The sequence below is a fragment of the Cyanobacteria bacterium QS_8_64_29 genome (genome assembly GCA_003022125.1).
Taxonomy (GTDB): domain Bacteria; phylum Cyanobacteriota; class Cyanobacteriia; order Cyanobacteriales; family Rubidibacteraceae; genus QS-8-64-29.
The window spans coordinates 1-22,214 of record PXQH01000038.1 but is presented as its reverse complement, the minus strand read 5'-3'; the positions used below and the strand labels follow the sequence as shown (position 1 = coordinate 22,214).

21 protein-coding genes, 3 tRNA genes and 1 pseudogene are annotated in these 22,214 nt (G+C 64.3%); 14 read left to right on the top strand and 11 right to left on the bottom strand.

What is annotated here, in order from left to right; translation table 11 throughout:
- Positions 1-303, bottom strand: a pseudogene (locus BRC58_06485) (long-chain fatty acid--CoA ligase).
- A 332-nt stretch (positions 304-635) separates the two neighbouring features.
- Here BRC58_06485 and cysE point away from each other — a divergent pair.
- Positions 636-1,406: a serine O-acetyltransferase gene (gene cysE, locus BRC58_06480; GenBank protein PSP17414.1), complete on the top strand. Its 771-nt coding sequence runs from the start codon at positions 636-638 to the stop codon at positions 1,404-1,406.
- Between the two features lie 121 nt (positions 1,407-1,527).
- On the opposite strand, the gene BRC58_06475 is transcribed toward cysE, so the two are convergent.
- Positions 1,528-3,885 (bottom strand): tail length tape measure protein, encoded by a 2,358-nt coding sequence (locus BRC58_06475; GenBank protein PSP17412.1) that lies wholly within the window; start codon positions 3,883-3,885, stop codon positions 1,528-1,530.
- Positions 3,886-3,913: 28 nt separating this feature from the next.
- Entirely contained in the window at positions 3,914-5,590 is a 1,677-nt protein-coding gene (locus BRC58_06470) for a CTP synthase (GenBank protein PSP17411.1), read from the bottom strand.
- A gap of 77 nt (positions 5,591-5,667) precedes the next feature.
- On the opposite strand from BRC58_06470, the gene BRC58_06465 reads away from it, so the two are divergent.
- From BRC58_06465 to BRC58_06455, 3 genes are all read left to right on the top strand, one after another.
- Positions 5,668-6,456: a 1-(5-phosphoribosyl)-5-amino-4-imidazole-carboxylate carboxylase gene (locus BRC58_06465; protein ID PSP17410.1), complete on the top strand. Its 789-nt coding sequence runs from the start codon at positions 5,668-5,670 to the stop codon at positions 6,454-6,456.
- A gap of 224 nt (positions 6,457-6,680) precedes the next feature.
- Positions 6,681-7,397 (top strand): heme oxygenase, encoded by a 717-nt coding sequence (locus tag BRC58_06460; protein ID PSP17409.1) that lies wholly within the window; start codon positions 6,681-6,683, stop codon positions 7,395-7,397.
- 69 nt (positions 7,398-7,466) lie between these two features.
- Positions 7,467-8,252 carry a hypothetical protein gene (locus BRC58_06455; GenBank protein PSP17408.1) on the top strand — a complete coding sequence of 262 codons (786 nt, stop codon included), beginning with the start codon at positions 7,467-7,469 and terminating at the stop codon, positions 8,250-8,252.
- Positions 8,253-8,265: 13 nt separating this feature from the next.
- Here BRC58_06455 and speD read toward each other — a convergent pair whose 3' ends face one another.
- On the bottom strand, positions 8,266-8,661 hold the full coding sequence (gene speD / locus BRC58_06450; protein PSP17407.1) for an adenosylmethionine decarboxylase: 396 nt from the start codon (positions 8,659-8,661) through the stop codon (positions 8,266-8,268).
- A gap of 172 nt (positions 8,662-8,833) precedes the next feature.
- Between speD and BRC58_06445 the strand changes: the two genes are divergently transcribed.
- Positions 8,834-8,906, top strand: a tRNA-Arg gene (locus BRC58_06445).
- Between the two features lie 37 nt (positions 8,907-8,943).
- Here BRC58_06445 and BRC58_06440 read toward each other — a convergent pair.
- Positions 8,944-10,659, bottom strand: a complete 1,716-nt coding sequence (locus BRC58_06440; protein PSP17406.1) for a glycosyltransferase — start codon at positions 10,657-10,659, stop codon at positions 8,944-8,946.
- Between the two features lie 152 nt (positions 10,660-10,811).
- Between BRC58_06440 and BRC58_06435 the strand changes: the two genes are divergently transcribed.
- Positions 10,812-11,153, top strand: coding sequence for a hypothetical protein (locus BRC58_06435; protein PSP17413.1), 342 nt, complete (start codon positions 10,812-10,814; stop codon positions 11,151-11,153).
- A complete protein-coding gene (locus BRC58_06430) occupies positions 11,154-12,200 on the top strand; it encodes a glycerate kinase (GenBank protein ID PSP17405.1) in 1,047 nt (348 codons plus the stop codon). It abuts the gene before it with no gap.
- On the opposite strand, the gene BRC58_06425 is transcribed toward BRC58_06430, so the two are convergent.
- Positions 12,201-12,440 carry a hypothetical protein gene (locus BRC58_06425; protein PSP17404.1) on the bottom strand — a complete coding sequence of 80 codons (240 nt, stop codon included), beginning with the start codon at positions 12,438-12,440 and terminating at the stop codon, positions 12,201-12,203.
- A 39-nt stretch (positions 12,441-12,479) separates the two neighbouring features.
- On the bottom strand, positions 12,480-12,728 hold the full coding sequence (locus tag BRC58_06420; protein ID PSP17403.1) for a hypothetical protein: 249 nt from the start codon (positions 12,726-12,728) through the stop codon (positions 12,480-12,482).
- Between the two features lie 209 nt (positions 12,729-12,937).
- Between BRC58_06420 and BRC58_06415 the strand changes: the two genes are divergently transcribed.
- Together BRC58_06415 and BRC58_06410 are read left to right on the top strand one after the other, a co-directional pair.
- The gene (locus BRC58_06415; protein PSP17402.1) at positions 12,938-13,576 is read left to right on the top strand and encodes a 1-acyl-sn-glycerol-3-phosphate acyltransferase; all 639 of its coding nucleotides are present in this window, start codon (positions 12,938-12,940) and stop codon (positions 13,574-13,576) included.
- A gap of 40 nt (positions 13,577-13,616) precedes the next feature.
- Complete coding sequence (locus BRC58_06410; protein PSP17401.1) at positions 13,617-13,910, top strand: DUF2288 domain-containing protein; 294 nt, start codon at positions 13,617-13,619, stop codon at positions 13,908-13,910.
- On the opposite strand, the gene BRC58_06405 is transcribed toward BRC58_06410, so the two are convergent.
- The gene (locus BRC58_06405) at positions 13,907-14,497 is read right to left on the bottom strand and encodes a hypothetical protein (protein ID PSP17400.1); all 591 of its coding nucleotides are present in this window, start codon (positions 14,495-14,497) and stop codon (positions 13,907-13,909) included. The genes BRC58_06410 and BRC58_06405 overlap by 4 nt on opposite strands.
- Before the next feature lie 67 nt (positions 14,498-14,564).
- Positions 14,565-14,936 carry a DUF2237 domain-containing protein gene (locus tag BRC58_06400; GenBank protein ID PSP17399.1) on the bottom strand — a complete coding sequence of 124 codons (372 nt, stop codon included), beginning with the start codon at positions 14,934-14,936 and terminating at the stop codon, positions 14,565-14,567.
- Positions 14,937-15,078: 142 nt separating this feature from the next.
- Here BRC58_06400 and BRC58_06395 point away from each other — a divergent pair, with 142 nt between their 5' ends.
- The 5 genes from BRC58_06395 to BRC58_06375 all read left to right on the top strand — a co-directional run bounded on the left by BRC58_06395 (position 15,079) and on the right by BRC58_06375 (position 19,202).
- Positions 15,079-15,435: a 4a-hydroxytetrahydrobiopterin dehydratase gene (locus tag BRC58_06395; GenBank protein ID PSP17398.1), complete on the top strand. Its 357-nt coding sequence runs from the start codon at positions 15,079-15,081 to the stop codon at positions 15,433-15,435.
- Between the two features lie 24 nt (positions 15,436-15,459).
- Positions 15,460-16,191 (top strand): hypothetical protein, encoded by a 732-nt coding sequence (locus BRC58_06390; protein ID PSP17397.1) that lies wholly within the window; start codon positions 15,460-15,462, stop codon positions 16,189-16,191.
- Positions 16,192-16,244: 53 nt separating this feature from the next.
- A tRNA-Val gene (locus BRC58_06385) sits at positions 16,245-16,316 on the top strand.
- A 56-nt stretch (positions 16,317-16,372) separates the two neighbouring features.
- Positions 16,373-16,444, top strand: a tRNA-Gly gene (locus BRC58_06380).
- Positions 16,445-16,733: 289 nt separating this feature from the next.
- Positions 16,734-19,202: a hypothetical protein gene (locus tag BRC58_06375; protein ID PSP17396.1), complete on the top strand. Its 2,469-nt coding sequence runs from the start codon at positions 16,734-16,736 to the stop codon at positions 19,200-19,202.
- A 77-nt stretch (positions 19,203-19,279) separates the two neighbouring features.
- Here BRC58_06375 and BRC58_06370 read toward each other — a convergent pair whose 3' ends face one another.
- On the bottom strand, positions 19,280-19,738 hold the full coding sequence (locus BRC58_06370) for a nitrate reductase associated protein (GenBank protein ID PSP17395.1): 459 nt from the start codon (positions 19,736-19,738) through the stop codon (positions 19,280-19,282).
- 14 nt (positions 19,739-19,752) lie between these two features.
- A complete protein-coding gene (locus tag BRC58_06365; GenBank protein PSP17394.1) occupies positions 19,753-21,951 on the bottom strand; it encodes a nitrate reductase catalytic subunit in 2,199 nt (732 codons plus the stop codon).
- Positions 21,952-22,214: the final 263 nt, after the last annotated feature.

The following is a 22,214-nucleotide window of genomic DNA, read 5'->3' as shown; positions in this document are numbered from 1 at the left end:
GGGCTTGGGCCGAGCGCACGACGTTGGCAGCGCCTGCCATTAGGATGCCTTGATCGGCAATCAGCCAGCGGGGGCTGTTTTCGGCAAACAGGGCAATCTTACTTTGGGGTTGCACGCCGTAAGCTTGCAAGCCGGCGGCAAACTGCCAGATCTGCCGGTACAGCGCCTGATAGCTGATCGCCGTCTCGGGGTCAGTTCGCGGATGCGAAGCGCGAGCGTGCTGCCAAAGCGTTCGGCCGCCCGCGGCCACACCTCGCTCAGGGATTGGCAATCGGTGTAATCGATGGGCGTAGCGTCGGTCATGGTAGGGCAGCTCGAACAGCCTAAACCTGATTGTGCCAGGCAGCGCGCCAAGGTGGCTCAATCGCCGCTGCCGCCAAAGCACCAAGCCACAAGCAGTGCGAGCGCGATGAGCGCCCCCCAGCGAGCCGCTAACTGCAAGCCCTCCGCGATCGCCAGCGGCAGATAGACCAGCAACTCCACGCCCACCAAGGTGGCGAGTGCGACCGCAACGAACAGGGCAACCAAGAGCATGGCGGCTGGCGAGCTAGCGCCGTTTCTGGCCGGCTGCCGGCTCTCAACAACGATAGGATAGAATCCCAGCGGCAACTGGTGCAGTGGGGAGCGTCCTGGCCGTGCTATCGAGACTGGCAAGCGACTTTGGCATTATTTTCGAACGCGATCCGGCCGCGCGCAACTGGCTCGAGGTGCTGCTTTGCTACCCCGGGCTGCAAGCCATTCTGTTCCATCGCATCTCGCACTGGCTCTACAGCGTCGGCCTGCCGCTGATCCCGCGCCTGCTGTCGCAACTAGCCCGCTTTCTGACCGGGGTCGAGATCCATCCGGGGGCCCAAATCGGCTCGGGCGTCTTTATCGATCACGGCATGGGCGTAGTCATCGGCGAGACCGCGATCGTCGGGGACTACGCGCTGATCTATCAGGGCGTCACCCTGGGCGGTACGGGCAAAGAAAGCGGCAAGCGCCACCCCACCCTGGGCGAGAATGTGGTCGTTGGGGCCAACGCCCAAGTCTTGGGCAACTTACAAATCGGCGATCGCGTCCGCATTGGAGCGGGCTCAGTCGTGCTGCGCGACGTGCCGGCTGAGTGCACGGTCGTGGGCGTTCCGGGGCGGATCGTTTACCGCGCTGGAGTGCGGGTCAATCCGCTCGAGCACGGCAACCTGCCCGACTCGGAAGCCCACGTCATCCGGGCGCTGGTGGATCGCATCGAGAGCCTAGAAACCCAACTGCAAGAATTGCAGCGCGAGCATTCTTGGACGGCATCGGTGGTGTCCTCAGTTTCTTCCGAAACCGACGGCAATGGCCACGCAGTCGCCCAACAGTCCCCCAGCTGCCGCCTGCAAGACCGCGAAATTCAGGAGTTTTTGAACGGCTCCGGCATTTAGCGCCCCCGCAGTTTGGGGACACAAGCGTATTGGTACACAAAAGGCCCGAGGCAGCAACAGCCTGGCGTAGGCGGCTAAGCGGCTCGTAGGGAAACGATGGCATCCCAGCCCGCCAGTGCCATCAGCGCTTGGCGGCCGAGGCTTGCGTCAGGCGGTTGGGGGTACTGGGGTGATAGAGCTGCCGGTAGCTCCAGTAGTTGCCCAACACTTGCTTGACGTAGTCTCGGGTCTCGGGGAAGGGAATATCCTCGACAAAGCGATCGGCATCCTCAATGCTGCCCCCACGCTCCTCAACCCAATCCTGGACGTTGGAGCGGCCGGCGTTATAGCTGGCAATTGCCAGGAGCGAATTCCCGTCAAGCCGGCGGTGCAACCAGCGCAAAAACCACACCCCCATGCGGATATTGTCCTGGGGATCGGTCAGCGAGTGCGATTCGAGGCCTAGGTTGCGAGCCGCCCAATCGCCGGTATCGGGGCGCAGTTGCATTAGGCCCACCGCGTTGGCCGAGGAACGGGCATCGGATTTAAAGCCCGATTCCTGGCGGATGATGGAGATGGCCAGCAGCGGGTTGAGTTGCTGCTGCTGGGCACTGGCCTGGATAACCTCCATATACAGCGGGGGGTAGAGCGCTTCCCAGTAGCGGCGCTGCTGTCGGTACTGGCGGTACTGGGCGCGCGCCTGGGGATCTTGCCGCTCCGAGAGGGCCTCAATTTCGGCGATGCCTTGGCGGCGCTCGCCGATAGCCAGGCGCAGCAAGCCCTGGGCGAATTGGCGCTCGACCCCAAGCTCGGTGGCATTGGGCACCTCGCCCTGCCAGCGCTGCCAGGCTTGGCTGTCCTGAGCTAAGCGATAGAGCTCGCCCACGACTGCCGTTCCGGCCGGCAGCGGCGGCCGGCGCTGGGGCAGCGACAGTTCCGGCACGCGATCGGCGATGGAGTCAAAGTCGCCCACGTCCCAATCCAGCATGACGGCCGAGCGCCAAGCGTAATAAGAGCGGGGATGGTGCGCGATTATATCGCGAAAGGTTTGGCGGGCTTGCTGCTCGCGCCCCAACTGCAGCGCCCATTTGCCTGCCCAAAAGCCGTTCTGGCGAACGGAGCGGCTGCCGGGGTTCTGCTCGATCAAGGCCCGGGCCCAGTTCAGCGCCGTCTCGAGTTCGCCGGCTTTGGCTTTTTGCTGGATCTGGCGGGTGCGGTATTGGGTGGCAACGGCCGTATCGCCGTATTCATCCAGCAGGCGCTGGCGGGCTTGGGCGGCGGCTTTTTGGTTGTTGAGCCCCTCCAGCGTTCGGGCTTTGGCCTGCAAGGCCTCGGCTGCCTGCTCGGGAAAATCGGCGATCGCGCGGTTGAGATAGGGCAGGGTTTCTAAGTCGCTAGCAAAGTCGGCTAGGTGCAGCAGGGCCTCAAAGCTTTGCTCGGCTTGCGGGAACTCGCGGACTAGGCGCTGGTAGGCGCGCTTGGCGTCTTGCTGTTGCCCGGCGTACTCTAGCGCGAGCGCAACCTGATAGGCGTTTTCGGGGGTGTCGGGCGCGCGGGCGTAGGCAATGCTGGCCTTGCCGTACTCGCGCGCCTGCCAGTAGACCTGGGCGATGGCTTCCCAGTCAGCGGCCTGGATGACCGGCTCGCCGTTGTCGCGCTCGGCATTGCGGTAGCGCTCGACGAGCTTATCGACAATGCCGATGATGCCGTCAGCGTCGCGGCTATGGCGCACCAGGGCCAGCATCAGCTGCGGCCGTTCGGGATTGGCTTGCAGGCGCTGCTCAATGAGACGCAACACCTTGGGGTGCGAGGGATAGTGCGAGAGGGCAATCTGCCAGTAGCGGGACTGGCTGCCGGCAAAGCGGCTGCGCGGTCCCAGTCGTTCGATCCAAGCCGTATCGGGCAAGCGCTGCTCTAGGGGCCGATCGCGGTAGGGCGAGTCGTTGCCCAGCAATGCGTAGAGCGCCTCGGCCGCTACCGGGTCGTAGGGGTAGTGGGCCAGCAGGGCTTGCCAGGCCTGCAGGGCGGCGGCCGGCCGCCCGGCCAGTTCGTAGGCGCGCGCCCGCTGCTGCGCGATCTGCGGTGCCATTGCCCCATAAGCCCATTCCAGATCGCGCAGCCAGCGCAGGGCTGCCTCGCCGTCTTCGCGCGCGATGGCATCCACAGCCAGCAGGTAGCGCGCGCGATCGCTCGCCAGCGAGCGATCGCCGCGCTCGGCGAGGGAACGCAGCGGCTCCTGCCGAGCCCGGGGGGATTGCAGCGCAAGCGACAGCACTGGCGCCTCGCCCTGGGGCTGGGCTTCGATGGTGTTGTTGGCCCAAAACGGACGCCAGGCGTTCCAGTAGCCAATCCAGCCGTCTGCTGCTACCAGAGCGTTGCCAGCCCACACCAGCAACGCCACCACCGCAGCCGTTAGGGCAAAGCGCGCCCGCTTGCGCCGGCGCGGGCGTCCCGGAATCAAGGGGCGATCGCGGGCAACAACAAGGCGGGATGGGCCCATGCGATAGCGCAAAACCAGCCGTCAGCCGCTACACTTCAGCCGGCAGTTGCAACGATGGCGTTGCCTGCTCGCGGCGGCTGCCTGCCGCCTCGGGTGTCGGGGCAGCCGGCGTCGCTTGCAATCCGGCTTTGACCAAGCCCCAAAACAGCGGATGGGGGCTCCCCAGGCGAGAGCGAAACTCGGGATGGAACTGCGTCCCGACAAAAAAGGGATGCCCCGGTAGCTCGATCGTCTCCACCAAGCGCTCGTCCGGCGAGGTGCCACCGAGGGCGTAACCGGTTCGCAGGAACCAGTCGCGGTAGGCATTGTTGAACTCGTAGCGGTGCCGATGGCGCTCGTAAACTACCTCCTGCTGGTAGAGCGAGCGCGCCAGGCTATCGGGCATCAGGCGGCATGGGTACAGGCCCAGACGCATGGTGCCGCCCAAGTCAACCACATCCTGCTGCTCGGGTAGCAAGTTGATGACCGGATGGGGCGTTTGGGGATCGAACTCGGCGCTGTTGGCATTGCCTAGCTGAGCGACGTTGCGCGCCCAGTCGATCGCGGCGCAATGCAAGCCCAAGCACAAGCCCAAAAACGGAATGCTGGCTTCGCGGGCATAGGTCACCGCCGCCACTTTGCCTTCGATGCCGCGCGCCCCGAACCCGCCCGGTACGACAATGCCGGCAACCCCCTGCAAGTGGGCCGCTGCGCCATCGCACTCGATGGCTTCGGCACTAACCCAGCGCAGCTGAATGTTGCAATCGAGCGCCACCCCGGCGTGGTAGAGCGCTTCGGTCAGCGAGAGGTAGGCATCGCTGAGTTGCGTGTACTTGCCCACAATGGCAATCTCGATTTGCGCGCTGCGCTGGTGGAGCCGATCCACCAGCGTCTGCCACTGCCCCAAGCCCGGCTCCTGCCACGGCAGCTGCAGCAGCTCCAGCGCCTGCCGGGCCAGCCCCTCGCGCTCCAGCACCAGCGGCACTTCGTAAATGCTGTGGGCGTCGGGGGCGGTAATGACAGCCTCGACCGGCACGTTGCAAAACTCAGAGAGCTTGTCTTTGATGGCGGGCTCTAGCGGGCGATCGCAGCGGCAGATCAGCACGTCCGGTTGGATGCCAATGGAGCGCAGCTCCTTGACCGAGTGCTGGGTGGGCTTGGTTTTCATCTCGCCCGCTGAGGGAATCCAGGGCAGCAGCGTGACGTGCATGTAGGCCACGTTGCTGCGCCCGACATCCTTGCGGAATTGCCGAATGGCTTCCAAATAAGGCAGCGACTCGATGTCCCCAACTGTCCCGCCAATCTCGGTAATGACCACATCCGGGTGGGTATCGCGCGCGACGCGATGGATGCGCTCTTTGATTTCGTCGGTGATGTGCGGGATGACCTGGACCGTGGCCCCCTGGTAGTCCCCGCGGCGCTCGCGGTTGAGCACGGCCTGATAGATCGAGCCCGTGGTGACGCTGTTGAGGCGGGACATGGCCGTGTCCGTAAAGCGCTCGTAGTGCCCCAGATCCAAATCCGTTTCGGCGCCGTCCTCGGTGACAAAGACCTCGCCGTGCTGGAACGGGCTCATGGTACCGGGATCGACGTTGATGTAGGGATCGAGCTTGACGATCGACACCGAGTGATCGCGCGATTTGAACAGCCGGCCCAAGCTAGCTGCCACGATCCCTTTGCCAATGCTTGAGACGACCCCACCGGTCACAAACACGTATTTGGTCATGGCTGCTCGAGCCCGACGCGCGCCCCGTTTATTCTGGCACACTCAACTCAGGATTCCTGGAGGCCGCCCGCGTGCCCATGGCCCCGAGTGACAGCCTGCAAGGCATTCTGAGCGCCGTTGCGGCAGGCGAGCTGGCACCGGCGGAGGCCCAAGCTCGCATCGAGCGCTTGAGCGGGTTTGAAGCTGTGGGCGACTTCGCCAAGCTCGACTGGGACCGCGCCAGCCGCACTGGGGTACCGGAGGTGGTCTGGGGCGCCGACAAATCTGCCGAGCAGATCGCGCGCCTGCTCGAGCGGATCGGCCAAAACGAGGGGCTCGCGATCGCGACGCGCCTCGAGCCGAGCGTTGGGGCCGAGCTCCAAGCTCGCCTGCCGCAACTCCACTACAACGAAACGGCCCACTTGGGAATCTGGGGCTCGCGCGAGGCTATCCCGGCGCGCGCGGGCGTGGTGGGGGTCATCACGGCCGGCACCGCCGATCGGCCAGTGGCCGAAGAAGCCGCGATTGTCGCCGAGTGCAGCGGCTACAGCGTCGAGCGCCTCTGGGATGTAGGGGTTGCGGGGCCGCACCGCTTTTGGCACCACCGCAGCATTAGTGATCGCGCCGATGTCCTCATTGTCGTCGCTGGCATGGAGGGCGCGCTCCCCAGCGTGGTCGCCGGCACGGCCGATGCGCCCGTCATTGCCGTTCCCACCAGCATTGGCTACGGCGCGAGCCTGGGCGGGATTGCCCCCTTGCTGACCATGCTCAATGCCTGCACGGCGGGCATTGGCGTTGTCAATATCGATAACGGCTTGGGGGCGGCCATGCTGGCCCACCAGATCCTGCGCTCGGGCCAGCGGCTGGCTGCTCGGCAAGCCGGCTAGCGGCAACTGCGCCGTTTGATTTAAAGATCGTTTTCATCGCGAGCGGGGCGGATGTACCTATTGCAAAAGCCGCATGGCGGGCCATATGGGCGTTTTGGCTGTTGCTGCTGCAAGAATTCTTAATCCCAGCTGCGTGCCGTGCCGTTTAGGCTGTTCTATTGAGCCGTCTCGATTGTGGGTCGTATCCCATCGGCCGTCGCTAGCAAATCAACGGGGATGCAAGCATGAGCGTAGAACTGGCAACAATGCTGCGGGAAGGGACCAAAAAGTCCCACAGCATGGCGGAAAATGTCGGTTTCGTCAAGTGCTTTTTAAAGGGCGCGGTCGAGCAAGAATCCTATCGGAAGCTGATCGCCAACCTTTACTTCGTCTACTCGGCCATGGAAGAGGAAATGGCTAAGCACGCCCAACACCCCATCGTCTCCCCCATTTATTTCCCTGAGCTCAACCGCAAGCCCAACCTCGAGCAAGATTTGGCGTTCTATTACGGTCCCGACTGGGCCGAGCGCATTGCCCCCTCGCCAGCTGCCCAAGCCTACGTCCAGCGCATTCGCGAGGTATCGGCGCAAGAGCCCGAGCTACTAGTCGCGCATTCCTACACGCGCTACTTGGGGGATCTCTCCGGCGGCCAAATCCTGAAAAAAATGGCCCAAAAGGGCATGAACCTGGCTGAGGGGGAAGGAACGGCGTTTTACGAGTTCGATCGCATCGCGGATGAGAAGGCCTTCAAGTACCAATACCGCCAAGCGCTCAACGGCCTCCCCATCGATGGCGATCGGGCCCAGCGCATCGTCGATGAAGCCAACGACGCCTTTGGGCTCAACATGAAGCTGTTTCAGGAGCTCGAGGGCAACCTGATCAAAGGCATCGGCCAAATGCTGTTCAACAGCCTGACCCGCCGCGGCCGCCGCAACCGCAAGCTAGCCGTCTCCGCCGAGTAGGCGCGATCGCGTGGCCCTTGCCGGGAGCCGCCCGAGTTACCATACACAGGCGTCCGGCAAGCTGGCCCCATGCATTGGCAAAACCTGTCGGGAACGTGGGTGCTGCTGCCCCCAACGCCCATCGGCATCATCCACTTCATTGGCGGTGCCTTCATTGGCAGCGCCCCGCAACTGACCTACCGCTGGTTGCTGGAGCAGCTAGCGCAGGCCGGCTTTGCCGTAATTGCAACGCCGTTTGACAGCGGCTTCGACCACAAGGCCCTCGCGCGCAACAGCTTCAATCGCTTTGAGGGCGTCTTGCAGCGGCTGCAGGCGAGCGGCGCCATCCGGCAGCGCTACCTGCCCGTCTACGGCCTCGGGCACAGCGTCGGCTGCAAGCTCCACCTGCTGGGCGGAAGCTTGTTTGGTCCCGAGCGCGCCGGCAACATGCTGCTGGCCTACAACAACTTTCCCGTCCGCCGCGCGGTGCCGTTCGGCGACCGCTTCAACTGGACCAGCGCGCTCGATCTGGAATTCGATCCCTCGCCCAAGCAAACCCGCGAGCTCATCGCCCAAAATTACGCCATCCGGCGCAACCTGCTCGTTGCGTTTGACAACGACACCCTGGATCAAAGCCGGGAACTGGTCCCCATGCTGCAAGCGCAGTTCCCCGAGCTGGTCGTCCGGCAGCAGCTACCGGGCAACCACCTGACACCGCTAACGCAGGAGCTCAACTGGGATGCAGGCGAGGCCTTCTCGCCGCTCGATGCCCTGGGCCAGTGGTTGAAGCAGCGCTTGGATCGGGACTTGAAGCAGTTGCGCTGCGAGCTGCTGAGCTGGCTCAACCCGGCGGCTTTTGCGAGTGCGCCCCGCTGACCGCTGGCTGCGCTCAGGCAACCGCCGACTCCGGCGCTTGCGCCTCGCTGGGGCGATCGCAAGGGGCAGGGAAACCGCGCTCGATCTCGCGTACCTGCACGCGCTGGGCTTGCAAGCTAGTTTGCAAGAGTGCCAGGGCCTGGCGGGGATCGCCGCGGCCGCAGAAAAACAGATCGGCGGCAAAGTAACCGTGCTCAGGCCAGGTGTGAATGGCAATGTGCGATTCGGCTAGTGTCGCTGTCGCCGTAACGCCGTGCGGGCTGAACTGATGCACGTGCAAGTCAATCAGCGTCGCATGGCCGGCGGCCGTTGCCTCGGTTAGCGTCCTGCGAATGGTTTCGGGGTCGTCGAGGAGCGCCTGGGGCGCCTGCCACGCATCCAGTACCAGATGGGTGCCCAGTTGTTTCATGCCCAGCCAGCAACGCTCGCGCCAATATCTGTATATATCGCGCTGGCTAGCCGGATGCAAGACAATGCCCTTGCCGTACAGCGCGATGAGGCTATCCCAATTTAGCAACTGAGGGGCACTCGGCCACCCCACCCGCTCGATCCGCAACTCGATGCTAGGCTTGGGGGAACTAGGGCACGTAGCTCAGCGGATAGAGCACCAGATTCCGGTTCTGGGTGTCGGGGGTTCGAGTCCTCCCGTGCCCGCTGCTAGGGTCATGCCTGAGTGCTAGCGCGCTGCGGGCTACTCTGTCGGCGTTGCCACCCGGATCAGCTGATAGGCACCGCGGCTACCCAGGCAGCGCTGCCAGGTCCAGTCGCCCGCTACTGTCTCGAGTTGAGGGGGCCGGGCCAGGATTAGGGCGGTCTCAGCGGGCGCGTCGCTCGCAACCATCGGGGCACGGCTCGCCCGGGGAACGAAGGTCACCGAGCGCTGCGAGTAGAACACCACGCTGGGTTTGGCAAAGCCTAGCATCAGCAGCGGCTCTTGCGGTTGCTGGGCTTGGCGCGCGATCGCAGCTAACTCCCGCAGCGGTTGTTGCCGGTGCCGGTCGACTAGCTCGTAGGCCGGCATGAGCGCCAGCGCCACAAAGGCCACCATGCCGATGGCATTAGCCCCCCACACCCAACGGCGCGCTGCCGGCCGCGCGAGCAGGAGCAGAACGGCCAAGACTGCCAGTCCCAAGACGGCAGCACCGCGCTCGGGCACGGCCGAGCTAGCCAAGGCCCGATCCAAGTTGGGGGCGGCCGGGTTGGACCCCAGCAACTGCGGGCTGTAGGCCAGGGCCGCGGCTGCCGCGAGCAGCAGCAGCATGTTGGCTAGGCCGCTGGCCCACCACGAGCGCGCGCGCGGCGCGCGCACCATGGCCTCGCTCCAGAGCAGCGCCACCAGAACGGCAGCAGCCGGTATTAGCGGCAGGATGTAGCTGGGCCGCTTGGTTGCCGCCGCCGAGAAAAACGCAAAGGTGCTGGCGAACCAAAACAGCGCGAATAACCCCAGCTGCGCCGCCCGGGGCTGGCGCTGCCAGGCGCGCCGCTGCCAAAACTGCAGGCGTGCCATGGCCTGGGGCAGATAGACCGAGAACGGCGCAAACCCTAACAGCACCACGGGCACGTAGTAATACCAGGGACCGCTGTGCTGATTGACAACGCCGGTGAAACGCTCGATGTTGTGGTAGCCCAAAAAAGCGCTGATGTAGTCGCTCCCGTGGCGGAGCGTTACCAACGCGTACCAGGGCAGCGTTAGACCCAAAACGATGAGGCCCCCCCAAAGCGGCCGGATTTCGTGCCAGAGGGCGCGCAGCTGGCCCAGATAGAGGGCAAACGCTGCGATCGCCAACCCGGGCAGGACCAGTCCGATGGGGCCTTTAGCTAGCACGGCGCAGGCCAGCAGCAGGTAGCAAGCCCAGTACCAGCGGTTGGGGAGCGCTCCTTGCGGCCGCGCCGGTTGGCTGGCGTAGCCCATAAAAAAGCACAGCAGGCTCCCCGCCACGCCGGCCGTCAGCAGCATGTCGGCCACCCCGACGCGCGCCCATACCAGCGTTTCGGGGGTGAGGGCCACCAGCGCCGCCCCAATCCAGGCGGCAAACCAGCGCTGGCGCCGCTGAGAGCGCCCCGAGGTGCGAGCATCGTCCGGGCGCGCCCAGCCGTAGCGCTGCAGGGTGTAGCAACTGAGGGCAACGACCGCGAGCGCGCTTAGGGCTGAGGGCAAGCGGGCAGCCCAGGCATGGGTCCCAAAGGCCCCATAGGCCAGCGCCATCAGCCAGTAGAGCAGGGGCGGCTTATCGAAGCGGGGCTCGCCGTTGAAAGAAGGCGTCACCCAGTCACCGGTGACCAGCATTTGCCGGGCCGCCTCGGCAAAGCGCGGTTCCGTTTCGTCAATGAGGCCCGTACTGCCCAGCCGCCAGAAAAAGGCGATGCCGCTAATAGCCACCACCCACACCAGCGAAGCGGCCGCCATTGCCCGTGGGTGGCGCTCGAAGGACTGCCAAGCCTGCTGTAGGGGACCGGCCCAGCGCAACATTCGCGTGCCCAACGCCACCGCCTCCGCAACTCGGGCTCAGGAGCGCGGCGATGGTAGCATTGCAAGCAATGCAAGCGGCAGCTGCGCTCGTGCAGGACACCCGGCTCAACAACCTGATCGACTCGGTCGGCCAGCAGCTGGGCCTGTTTTTTAGCAACCCTTGGCGCCGCACCTCGCTGCTGGTGATCGCGCTGCTGTTGGGTGTGTTTCTGGGGACTGCCATTCCCACAACCACCGGCCAGCGCTCCAATCTAGATGTCATTGTCGCGGCGATCGCGCTGGCGCTAACTGAAACCGCCAACTGGTGGATCTACCGCCGGCGGCCGCGCGGGCGAGCCGTCCGGCGGAGCCTGGGCAGCGAAACCCTCAACGCGCTCAAAATCGGGGTGACCTACGGCCTATTCATCGAGGCATTCAAGCTGGGGTCTTAAATGCCTGCTCCCCCCGAGGCCGCGCTCGCAATCCTGCGGCGCTGGCTCAACGGTGAGGCACCGACGACCTCGCAGCAGCAACGGTTGCTCGCGCTCGAGCGGACGCTACCGTCGCCGCCCCCCATCGAGCGGCGCGTGCAGCACTTTTGCCAGCTTGCCCCCGAGATCCTGCAGCGCGCGCCGCAGTGGGGCATCGACTCCCCCAATCGCGGGCTTTGGCTGCTGTGGCAGTTGTGGCTGCCGCTGGCCCTGCAGCTGGCATCGGCCTGCGATCGCGCCCATCGGCCCATCATGCAGGGCATTCTGGGCCTGCAGGGGACGGGCAAAACCACCTTGGCCGCCGCCGTTAGCGGCGTGCTGGCGCGCTTGGGGTATCGGGCGCTCAGCCTCTCGCTGGACGACCTGTACGCCCCCTACGAGCAGCGGCAGCAGCTGCAGGCGCAGGACCCGCGCTACGCGTGGCGGGGACCGCCTGGCACCCACGATGTCGCAGCCGGCGTGCAGGTGCTGGCGGATGCGCGCCAGGGGTGGTTTCCGCTCTCGGTGCCGCGCTTTGACAAATCGGCTCGGGGCGGCGTCGGGGATCGCACGGCGCCCGAGCGGGTCGCAGCTGCCGACCTCGTGCTATTCGAGGGGTGGTTTCTGGGGGCGCGCCCGGTGCGCGATCACGCCTTGGCCAATGCGCCTGCCCCCATAACCACCGACGCCGATCGGGCCTTTGCCCGCGATGTCAACCGCCGCCTGAGCAACTACCTGCTGCTATGGGCGCACTTGGACCGCTTGCTGGTGCTCGAGCCCAGCGACTACGGCTTTAGCAAGCAGTGGCGCCAGCAAGCCGAGCGGCAGGCGCGCGAGGCCGGTAAGGCCGGCATGAGCGATGCGGAGGTGGCGCAATTCGTGGATTACTTTTGGCGATCGCTGCCCCCGGAGCTGTTCGTAGCACCGCTAACTGCCGATCCCAACCTAGTCGAGGCCGTGGTCCGGGTCAACGCCGATCGCTCGCTGGGCGCCATCTACCGACCGGGCGAGAGCGGCGAATCGGACTGATTAGCCGCCATCGGGCGAGCACCACGGCGTCAGGCACTCGACGCGGGCCTGCGCTAGCAGCTGCTGGATGCCCTCAGCGTCGCACCCGTAATCGTCAGCCAGCATTCGCTCGGCCTGGCTGCGGGCACCTTGAGCCGAAGCGCCAAACGCCATTAGTTCTTCGCTGGCGCGACCGGTCAGGCGCTCCACTGGAACGACGTAGCTGTAGATGGGCTGGTTGTCCTGGGGGTGTTGGACCACGGTAGGCTCTCGAGCTCGCTGGAGATCCGGCCGGACGGCCTAGTCGAGCGCGCGCAGCTGGAACACGATCGGCTCGCGCTCCCAGTCAATCGCGAGCCAAAAGCGCCCATCCTGGCAGTGCAAAACCTTGTCGCCCTCAACGTCATTGAGCAGGTCGGGATCGCTGGCAACGGCCTGACGGAAGTCTTGGGACGAGGCCTGGGGCCAGCTGCCCTCAATGCCATTAGGACTGGCAAGAACAATATTGCTCGGATCGCTGGGATCGCGGTAGAGCGCGACTTCCGTCATGGATGCAAATGCGGGCAGTGGCAACTATCTCTAGGGTAGCGAGTGCGCTGGCCGCAGTGCTAAAAAGCCGCCGCAACCGGCAACGCGAGGCGTTCGATTGACATGACGGTTGCCGCTAGCAGTAGCAGCCCATCCCAGTGGCGCACTGCTCGCGCTGTTTGGGAGGGCGATCGTTAGACTGGGACTCGGCCTGCATCCAGCCATTGACAGTGAATCGAGCGCGCGAGCCGGCCGTTAACTTGGCACTCTACTGGGCCCTTAAGTGGTCGGCGGTCAACCCCACCTTTCGGTGCTACTTCCGAGGGCGCGTCTACGGGGCCGAGAACGTGCCGTGTTCGGGACCGGTGGTGGTTGCCAGCAACCATGCCAGCTACTTCGATCCGCCGCTGCTGTCTTGCTGCGTCCGCCGCCCCGTGGCCTTTATGGCCAAAGCCGAACTGTTTGAGGTACCCTTGCTGAGCCAGGGCATCCGGCTCTATGGCGCCTATCCGGTCAAGCGCGCAGCTGCCGATCGCTCGGCCATCCGCGCGGCAGTTGGGGCATTGCAGCAGGGCTGGGCGGCTGGCATCTTTTTGCCGGGGCACCGCACGCCGGACGGGCGCATTCCCGAGGCCAAGTTGGGCGCTGCCGCGATCGCGCACAAAGCCCAAGCGCCCCTGCTGCCGGTTAGCTTGTGGGGGACCGAGCGCATCCTGCCCCCAGGGGCAAAACTGCCCCGTCCCGTGCCGGTCACAGTGCGCATTGGGGAACCGCTCGATCCGCCCCAGGCCAGCAAGCGCGAAGCGCTGCAAGCGAGCGCCGACGCCTGCGCGGCGGCCGTTGAAGCCCTCCACGATCGCGGACGCTAGCCTGCTACGGTGAGCGGGCAAGCGAGTGTCGCCAGTTCCCATGTCAGCCAACCGCGAGACGCTGGCCGCGCAGTTGGACCAAGCTGCTTGGTCGTGGTTGTCGCCGCACGCCCAACGCGATGCTCTAATCGTGGTCTCGCGCGGGCTGAACTTGCTCGATGCAGGCGAGGCGGTGGCCAACGACGACACGGCAACTGTCCGCCGCTGGATTGCGGACGGGCGCCTCAGCAAACCCTCGGCCCAGCAGTTGAGCGACTGGAATGCAACGCCCCAAAAGTCCTTCGACGCGCTGATCGTGCAGCCCTACGTCTTGATCCGAGAGCGGGATGCCTAGCGCCGATCCGGGATCGCCAAGCTAGCCCCCGTGCGCCCCGTAAACACCCAGAGCAGCGCGCGCGCGCCGTCGCGGACCGTTTTGGTGGCCGGTTCGGGCGCCATGGAAGACGGAACGCGAACCGGCCGAATGGCAATGTCGTAGCGGCCAAGGACGATTTCACCAACAGCCAGCGCTCGGGGCATGTGGGCCTCGGAGGTAATTAAATAAACGCTATCGATGCCGCGAGCGCGCAGATCGGCAGCCAAAGTGGTGAAGTTAGTAACGGTATCGACCGCCTCGTAGTTAAGGTGCAGGCGCTCCGGGCTAACGCCTGCTCGCCCAAAGAGACGCTTGGTATAGGGCGCAGGCGATCCGGAAGAAATCCAGACGGGCAATTGCGGGTGGCGCCGGGCAAAGCGGACGGCAAACTGTTCTCGCGCTTGAGCGCCGCCCAGCACGAGCGCTGCTTCTGGTGGCCGTCGGTGGCTGGCAAGCTGCCGGTAGCCGCCCCAGCTCGCAACGAGCAACAACAACAGCCCGCCCGCCAGCCACCATCGGCCCGCGCGCTGAACGAAGCGAGCAGCGGCAGCTCTGGGGCGGGTCATAACGCTAACCGATCCTCCATTATCCAGTCACAGCAGCCATTGCAGCGAGCCGCGAGCAGCAGCTCCCTCAAACCGGATCGAGCGCGTACTGCTTGAGCTGCGCCCACGACACGTGCTCCAGGGCGGATGCGTGGGTTGCCGACAGGATGACCGGGGGCGCCACTCCCGCCTCCAGAGCCTCTTGCCAGCGCGAGGCGCACAGGCACCAGCGATCGCCAGGCTGCAGGCCAGGAAACTCAAAGCCCGGAACGGCCTTAGTGAGGTCGTTGCCGCGCGATTTGGAAAATTCCAAAAATTCAGCCGTCACTTGCGCGCAAACCACGTGCACGCCCATATCGCCGGCGCCAGTGTTGCACTTGCCGTCGCGATAAAAACCGGTCATGGGGGAAGTGCAGCAAATCTCGAGGGACTCACCCAAAACGTTTTTAGCGTCTGCCATGGCGTGCCGCTCCTATCAAAACTCTCAACCAGGCAAATTAAGGGGGCATGCGCCTTGACAGCAAGCCGTCTGCTGCCGGATAAGGCGCGCGGGCAACGGTAGAATGGAGGCCCAGAGACGAGCGAATGGGGGCGATCGCGCCATGTCAGAGCTTACGACGCAGCGGTGCGAACCGTGTTCCGGCAACGCGCCGGCTGTCAGCGATGCAGAGCTCGCCGAGCTCAAGCCCCAAGTTCCGGATTGGCAGATTCGCGACTCGGGCGGCGAGCGCTATCTGGAGCGCGTTTTTAAGTTTCCGGACTTTCAAACGGCCCTCAACTTTACCAATCGCGTAGGCGAGGCTGCCGAGCAACAAGGCCATCACCCGGCCCTGCTAACCGAGTACGGCCGCACGACCGTCTCGTGGTGGACCCACGCCATCTCCGATCTGCACAAAAATGACTTCATCATGGCGGCCAAGACCGACGAAATTGCGCGCCAGTTCCCGCTCAAAAACTAAACGCGACACTTGGCGCGCCCGACCATGACCTATCGGCTCCGCATTGCCGATTTGCCAGCAACCGAGCGCCCCCGGGAGCGGCTGCTGGCGCAAGGAGCTCGGTATTTGGCGACAGCCGAGCTGCTCGCCATCTTGCTGGGAACCGGTCAAGGGGCAGGCCAGCTCTCGGCAGTGGGGTTGGGTCAGTACCTGCTGCAGGTGCTGGGGCAGCACCAGCAGGATCCACTGGCAGCCATGCGCGATTTGACACCTCGCGAGCTCATGGGTATTCCGGGGATTGGCCCTGCCAAAGCGACAACGTTGCTGGCGGCACTCGAGCTGGGCAAACGCGCCTTCCAAATGCAGCCAACCGAGCGCATGGCGATCGATAGCCCCGAGGCAGCCGCTGCGGCCCTGAGCCACGAGCTAATGTGGCAGTCGCAAGAGCGCTTCGCCGTGCTGCTGCTGGATGTCACCAATCGCTTAGTGGGCATCCAGGTCATCACGGTTGGGACTGCCACCGAAACGCTAGTCCACCCGCGCGAGATCTTCCGCGAGATCCTGCGCCAGGGAGCGGCGCAGGCCATTGTGGCCCACAATCACCCCACTGGCAGTGTCGAGCCTAGCGAGGCTGACCTCGAGCTGACCGAGCGCTTGTTGCAGGGCGGCCAGTACCTGGGCGTGCCGCTAACCGATCCCCTCATCCTGGGCAACGGCAACCACTGCAGCTTGCGCTCGACCACCGAGCTGTGGGCGCAATACCCGCAAAGCGAGTAAGCGTGCTTGTTGCTTGCGCGCCAGGCTGCTACGTTATCGTGGCAATCCCGCTCGGGCGATTAGCGCAGCGGTAGCGCACTTCCTTCACACGGAAGGGGTCGCTGGTTCGAATCCAGCATCGCCCATAGCCATCCAAGAGCTCTGTTACACTCCTAGGGGGAGCGCCGCTGGCGTCCATCCTGCGGGTATAGTTCAGCGGTAGAACGCAAGCTTCCCAAGCTTGATGCCGCCGGTTCGAATCCGGTTACCCGCTTGCTCAGCCTCCCAGAAAACTGCATCCCCAAACGGCAAGGCCCGGGCAGTATCGGCCACGAGGTGGACCCCAAGGGCCTAAGCTACTGTGGTAAAACTGAGATTACCCGCGGTGTTGGCTGGCGCCCCCACTGACTGCCGAAGCAAGCGCCCCAGCATTGCCAGTTGCCTAGCAAGCTGCAAAGTTGGGAACCCGGCAATTGCGTCGTAGTCGTGAGGGCTGACGCCTGTGGGACGAGGGGCTGCAGTACGGTTGGTATAGCAATGGCAGCAGGATCTGGATGGCACGTTTGAGCTTCACGGCCGCGCAGCGCAATCAGGAGCATGCAGCACGCCGGCGCTTGATCCGCGGTACGTTGCTAGGATCGGTTGCCTTCCACGCGATCGCGCTCCCCATTGGGCTTCATTTCTGGGAAGGTTGGGGGGCTGCCTCGCAGGATCCCATTAAGCTGCTGTTTATCGAGTCCGGGAACGCCACTGCCACTGGTGACGGCGGGACAAAAACAGCTCGGACCGTGCCCACGCTTCCCAATTCCCAGGCTCCCTCCGAACCCCCACCGCTGCCTGCACCGCCCCCTCGCGGCAGCGGCGAGCCAGGCAGTAGCGGCGTACCAGGCAGTGGCTCGAGTCCAAGGTCGCGCAGCGGCATTGCCCTGACGCCCTTTCCGCAGCCCAAAAACCCTCCTCAATCGGGCTCGGAGCGCGCGGAGCCACCGCAGTCGAAGCCGTTTCCGCAACCATCCAAGTCGCAATCGGAAGGGGATCGGCGACAGTTTCTTCCCCAACCCCGCTCCATTCCCGATCCGCCACCGCAGGTCACCAATCCTGTCCGGGAGTCCCTGTCGGGACTTGCTGAGCAGGTGCAGCCCCAGGATGGGCTAGGGCTGCAAGCACGCTCGGAAGCGGAGAGGCAACCAGAAGCCCAGCAAGAGGGGGCGCCCCAACAACAGCAGCAGCCGGAGAGTGGCGTTATTCCTGCGCCGCAGAGCGATCGCAACGCCACCGATTCGAGCAGCAACAGTGCCGAAGCCGATGCAACCGACTCCCAACAAAGTGATCGCCAACCAGCCGAGCAAACGGCGAAGGCCCAGTCGGAGCCATCGCAGTCGGAGCGGTCGGACTTTCAGCAGTGGCTGGCGCGCAAAGAGCAAAAGTGGTTGAGCCCGTCGGATCGGGCGCAATCCTCGCCAAATGCTGATTCGAGCGAGTCCCCAGCCTCGGATGCATCCACTGGCGCCCAATCCCAGCAAGACAGCGCCTCGGCTGACTCGCAACTCAGCCGCTTGGAGTTCAAACAGTGGTTGGCACAAAAAGAGCGCAAGTGGCTGGAGCGGCGTTCGGAGACGCCCGCCCGATCAGATCGACCCAATCGCGCTGAGCCTCAGCAGTCGGCCGCTGCCCCAGAGACAGCTAAAGACAGCAAGCCCCAATCGCCCCAGGCCGAGTCCCCATCTGGGCCAAGCGCCGCGTTGGCCAAACAGCAACCCCAAAAGCCGGCGACGGGCAAGGACAGCAACTCCGAATCGTCCCAGTCCGACTCCCCATCTGAGTCGGCCAATGCATCAGCTAGCGAAGAGCCCCAAAACTCGGAGTTCAAGCAGTGGCTGGCGCAAAAGGAAAAGAAATGGCTTGAAGGCGACCAGTCGTCCCAGCAAGCCCAAGGGAATCAAGCCAACGCCAGCTCAGCCGATGAGGACTCGGCAAGCGAGACGTCTCAAACAGCTGACAAGGACAGCTCTGGCGAGGAATCGCCCTCTCAATCGAGCCAGCCTCCCCAACAAGCAAGCGCTCCGGCAGCCTCCAACCAGAAAAACGGCTCTAGTGGGTCACAAGACTCCCAAGCAAAGTCGGAGAGCGTTTTGGATTGCAATCCAACGCCGCAAATGAACGTTAGTTTTGACATCAAAACTAGCGCGACCGTTCGCATTAGCGGCACCGCAAGCGGCCAAGTGGGCAGCGCTACAGTTATAGAATCGACCGGCTACGACACGCTCGACTACCGCGCCCGCCAGTACGCGCTAGATTGCCAGTATGCAGAGCCGGCTGGCGATCGCACGGACACTGTGGAAGTGCGGTTCGTGCAAGATTCGGCACAGACAAAGGATCGAGCCAGCCAAGATTCCGCTTCGGCTGTGTCCGAGTCCCAGTCCGGCCAGTCCTCCACTCAGGACAGCGCCGCCCAGTCTGGATCCGAGCCGAGTGCATCCCCCTCAACCGAGTCCAACACCGAGACGTCAACACCATCAGAGAGCGAATCCGACCAAGAAGCGGCATCCCAGTCCGGCGAAACCTCGGCTACTGAGTCCCAGCCAGCGGAGGCATCTGAGACGCAAGCCTCCGATTTAAGTCCCTCGTCTGGTTCCGCGTCAGACTCCTCAAACGCGTCGGACCCATCCGCTCAGCCTCAATCCTCGGATGAGGCCTCCACCCGTTCCAACTTCCAGCCGCAGTCGCAAACTGAGTCCCAAGCGCCCGCTCAATCAGAATCGAATTCCAGTCCTGATTCAGAAACGAGTTCTTCATCAGCGCTGTCCGATTCGAGCGCTCAATCGCCGTCTCAATCGAGCTCGGATGCGAGTTCTTCTCCACAGAGCGGCACTCAATCGGGCGATTCGGCTTCCTCCGACAATCCTGCGATCACACCCAAACCTGAGCCCAAGCCGCCCTCAACGCAGCAGCAAGACGCCTCGGAGAGTTCTCCAGCCCAATCAAATAGCTCGGATGAGGCCGAGACAGCCAATCCGGACAGCACAAGCTGAATTTCAGGCTCGCAAAAAGCAGAGCGTGCCGCTCGCCGCCATCATTAATACGGACGCTGCAGTCATTCGAGCACCTGTTAAGCGCTCAATAGGCCAAATTCCACTAGAGCCGGGTGAAAATTTTTGCTTTCGTGGCCGGGGCGAGCGAGCTTGATGAGGGCAAAGCGCTGCAGCGGCGTGAGTTGCGCCCACTGCTGCGGTTCTAGTTCAACGCCCCAGGCGCGGGCTTTATCGCTTAGCTCGGCTGGGACGGCATGGGGATTCAGCCATGCCGGTTGGGGCTCAATTGCAAATTCCTTGGCCGCTTCCCCGGTCTGCGCAATGACAAGGCCCTGCAGGTAGTGCCGGAAGGCCGCTATCTCAGCCTGGGTGTTGCAAGGCATCTCGGTTAAGGTCTGGCGCTGCTGGTGGCTGAGCTGGTGCCAGTGGTGCAGCTTGAGCTTGACGCCGCAGGTATCGAGCTTGAGGCGCACCTGCATGGGGATGCAGCGCAGCGACTCGACAAAATCGGCTTCGAATTGGAAGTACTCGGTCATGGGCGATCGCGGCCTTAGGGATTGGGAGCGGTTGCAGCCGCAGCGGTTGCTGGCGCCGCTTGCTCGGCAACAGGGCGCAGCTGCACGGCACAGGCTTTGAGTTCGGGCTGCCCGGAGCTGGGGCAGCGCTCGGGATGGGTCATGGCGTTGGCCTCGGCCCCATCGGCCCAGAGCGCGCCCCAATGCATGGGGGCAAAGACCATGCCGGGCGCGATCACGGTCGTCAGCATGGCCGGGAACCAAGCCCGCCCGCGCCGTGATCGCACCTCGACGCGGCCGCCGTCGGCCAGCCCCAGCTTTTGGGCATCGCGCGGGTGGACCTCCAGCCAGGGCTGCGGGTGCATCTTGGCAATTTTGGGGATGCGGCCGGTGCGGGTTTGGGTGTGCCAGTGGCCGTAGAGGCGTCCCACCGTCAGCACGAACGGATACCGATCGTCGGTGGGCTCAGCCAGCCCGCGCGAGTGCACCGCGATCGCGCGGGCCCGGCCGTCGCTGGTGTTGAAGCGCAGGTCCGTATAGAGGCGCTTGGTGGGCAATCGCGCTTGCTCGGGATCTTGGCTGTCGGGACAGGGCCACTGCAGCGGTCCCTCTTGGCGCAGCCGCTGGTGGTTCAGGCCCGTCATGTCGCAGGGGCGATTCCGGGTCAGCGCCGCGAACTCGGCATACACCTCGGCCGCATCGTTGAACGCAAAGGCATTGCCAAAGCCCAGGCGGCGTCCCACCTCGGCAAAGATGGCCCAATCAGGGCGGGCCTCGCCGGGCGGGTCGCGAAAGGCCGGGCAGAGCGTCACCATGCGCTCGGAGTTGGTCATGGTCCCGGTCTTTTCGCTCCACTGGGCGGCTGGCAGCAGCACGTGGGCATAAGCAGCCGTTTCGGTGGGGTAGTAGGCATCCTGATAGACCGTGAACGGGGACTGCGCCAGCGCTGCCTTGGTCCGCGCCAGATCGGGCATGCTCACGGCCGGGTTGGTCGCCGCGATCCACAACAGGCCCACTTCCCCACACTCCAAGCCGGTGACGATCTCCCAGGCGGAGCGGCCAGGCTGGGGCGAGATGCGTCCTTCGGGTACGCCCCAGAGCCGCTCTAGCTCGGCGCGATGCTCGGCATTTTTGACCGTGCGGTAACCCGGCAGAATGTGGGCCAGCCCGCCGGCTTCGCGGCCGCCCATGGCGTTGGGCTGCCCGGTAAGCGAAAAGGGGCCGGCGCCGGGCTTGCCGATTTGGCCGGTCATGAGGTGCAGGTTGATCAGCGAGCGCACCTTGGCCGTGCCCTCGGCGGACTGGTTCATACCCATCGACCACAGCGAGAGCGCGCGCTCAGCCTCGCCCCACCAGCGCGCGACCGCCTCCAGTTGGTCGACGCGGATGCCGCACTGGCGCGCCACGAATTCCGGTGGGTACTGGCGGACAACTGCTGCCAGCTCGGGGACCCCTTGCACGCATTCATCGATGAAGGGGGCATCAAGATAGCCCCACTGCAGCAACAAGTGGGCAATGCCGTTGAGCAGCGTAATGTCGGTGCCCGGCGCCAGGGCCAGGTGGATGTCAGCAGCCTGAGCCGTTTTGGTCTGACGCGGGTCCACCACGACCAACTTGACGTTGCGGTTGCGCTTGTGGTGCTTGCGCAGGCGGTTGAAAACGATGGGGTGGCAGTCGGCGGTATTGGTGCCAATGAGAAAGGCCAAATCCGTCGCTTCCAGATCCGCGTAGCAGCAGGGCGGCCCGTCGGTGCCAAAGCTCTGCGCGTAGCCCGCCACGGCCGAGGACATGCACAACCGGGAGTTGGCATCAAAGTTGTTGGTGCCCAAGTACCCCTTGAGCAGCTTTTGAGCCAGGTAGTAGTCCTCAGTGTGGAACTGCCCCGAGCCGTAAGCACAAATGGCATCCGGGCCCTGGGTTTGGCACAGCATTTGCATGCGCTCGGTGACCTGCCCCAGGGCCTCGTCCCAGCTGACGCGGCGAAAGGGTTCGTCTAGCGAGTCCCGCATCATGGGGCGCTTGAGCCGGTTTTTGTGCAGCGACTCGGTGACGGTGGCCCCCTTAACGCACACTTGGCCCTGGCTGGAGGGATGGGCGCGATCACCTTTGACTTTCCAGATGGGGGTGCCTTCGCTATCGCGGTGGGTGGCTTTACCGGAGTGGGCCGGTGGCACGGCCTCCAACCCGCAACCAACACCGCAGTAAGGACAGAGCGTTCGCGTGGATTCGGCCATAAGGCACCGTGGGCTGTACTAGGTCGAGCGCATGCCGGCCCCGCGCGCCAGCCGTCATACCAATTCTCGTGGCTTGTGCACTAGATTCTGATCTCCGAAATTCCCTCAATATGGGAATTACATTCTTTGAAAAACGTGCATCTACTGCTCAAATTGGTATCAAGCGGTCACTCGCGCAGCTCGGCTTGGGCAGTGGCTTCTTCCATGGCCGCTTCGCTACCAAAGCCCTCGTAATCGGCAGCAAAGGAGTTGGGCGGCTCCTG

Excerpts from the sequence above, each read along its gene's own strand:
- BRC58_06455 (PSP17408.1), top strand. The coding sequence starts at position 7,467 with ATGCATTGGCAAAACCTGTCGGGAACGTGGGTGCTGCTGCCCCCAACG.
- BRC58_06370 (PSP17395.1), bottom strand. The coding sequence starts at position 19,738 with ATGACCGAGTACTTCCAATTCGAAGCCGATTTTGTCGAGTCGCTGCGC.
- BRC58_06420 (PSP17403.1), bottom strand. The coding sequence starts at position 12,728 with ATGACGGAAGTCGCGCTCTACCGCGATCCCAGCGATCCGAGCAATATT.
- BRC58_06405 (PSP17400.1), bottom strand. The coding sequence starts at position 14,497 with ATGACCCGCCCCAGAGCTGCCGCTGCTCGCTTCGTTCAGCGCGCGGGC.
- BRC58_06465 (PSP17410.1), top strand. The coding sequence starts at position 5,668 with ATGGCCCCGAGTGACAGCCTGCAAGGCATTCTGAGCGCCGTTGCGGCA.
- BRC58_06440 (PSP17406.1), bottom strand. The coding sequence starts at position 10,659 with ATGGCGGCCGCTTCGCTGGTGTGGGTGGTGGCTATTAGCGGCATCGCC.
- speD (PSP17407.1), bottom strand. The coding sequence starts at position 8,661 with ATGAAACAACTGGGCACCCATCTGGTACTGGATGCGTGGCAGGCGCCC.
- BRC58_06400 (PSP17399.1), bottom strand. The coding sequence starts at position 14,936 with ATGGCAGACGCTAAAAACGTTTTGGGTGAGTCCCTCGAGATTTGCTGC.
- BRC58_06390 (PSP17397.1), top strand. The coding sequence starts at position 15,460 with ATGACCTATCGGCTCCGCATTGCCGATTTGCCAGCAACCGAGCGCCCC.
- BRC58_06460 (PSP17409.1), top strand. The coding sequence starts at position 6,681 with ATGAGCGTAGAACTGGCAACAATGCTGCGGGAAGGGACCAAAAAGTCC.
- BRC58_06430 (PSP17405.1), top strand. The coding sequence starts at position 11,154 with ATGCCTGCTCCCCCCGAGGCCGCGCTCGCAATCCTGCGGCGCTGGCTC.
- BRC58_06470 (PSP17411.1), bottom strand. The coding sequence starts at position 5,590 with ATGACCAAATACGTGTTTGTGACCGGTGGGGTCGTCTCAAGCATTGGC.
- BRC58_06475 (PSP17412.1), bottom strand. The coding sequence starts at position 3,885 with ATGGGCCCATCCCGCCTTGTTGTTGCCCGCGATCGCCCCTTGATTCCG.
- BRC58_06410 (PSP17401.1), top strand. The coding sequence starts at position 13,617 with ATGTCAGCCAACCGCGAGACGCTGGCCGCGCAGTTGGACCAAGCTGCT.
- BRC58_06395 (PSP17398.1), top strand. The coding sequence starts at position 15,079 with ATGTCAGAGCTTACGACGCAGCGGTGCGAACCGTGTTCCGGCAACGCG.
- BRC58_06365 (PSP17394.1), bottom strand. The coding sequence starts at position 21,951 with ATGGCCGAATCCACGCGAACGCTCTGTCCTTACTGCGGTGTTGGTTGC.